We start from the raw sequence: 298 nt of genomic DNA on the forward strand, positions 1-298 counted from the left end.
TGCGCGTGACGCTGACGGTGGTGACGGCGGTGGTGGAGAGACCGCTGACCTGGAACGCGCCGCCGGTGATTTGCGACAGGGTTCCCGGTCCGGACAGGATGACGGCCGAGGAATCGCCATTATTGCCGTACAGGGACGTGCCGCCGAGCAGCGCGAGGCTGGCGGTGGTGAAATTGCCACCGATGAGCTGGACGGTGAAGGTCAGCGTATCGCCGGCGGCGACCGGCACCTGTTGCGTGGCTGGAATTGCGATCGACAGATTGTTGGCGGTCGCCGTCATCGACAAGGCCGTGCCCGC

At 66.1% G+C, this 298-nt stretch carries 1 protein-coding gene; it reads right to left on the bottom strand.

Translation table 11 applies throughout. From position 1 onward, the window contains the following. Window positions 1–280: hypothetical protein (locus tag OO12_RS23240; protein WP_034161157.1), on the bottom strand; the 280-nt coding region annotated here is incomplete at its 3' end. Window positions 281–298 lie beyond the last annotated feature (18 nt).

The sequence above is a fragment of the Sphingomonas sp. ERG5 genome, assembly GCF_000803065.1.
Taxonomy (GTDB): domain Bacteria; phylum Pseudomonadota; class Alphaproteobacteria; order Sphingomonadales; family Sphingomonadaceae; genus Sphingomonas.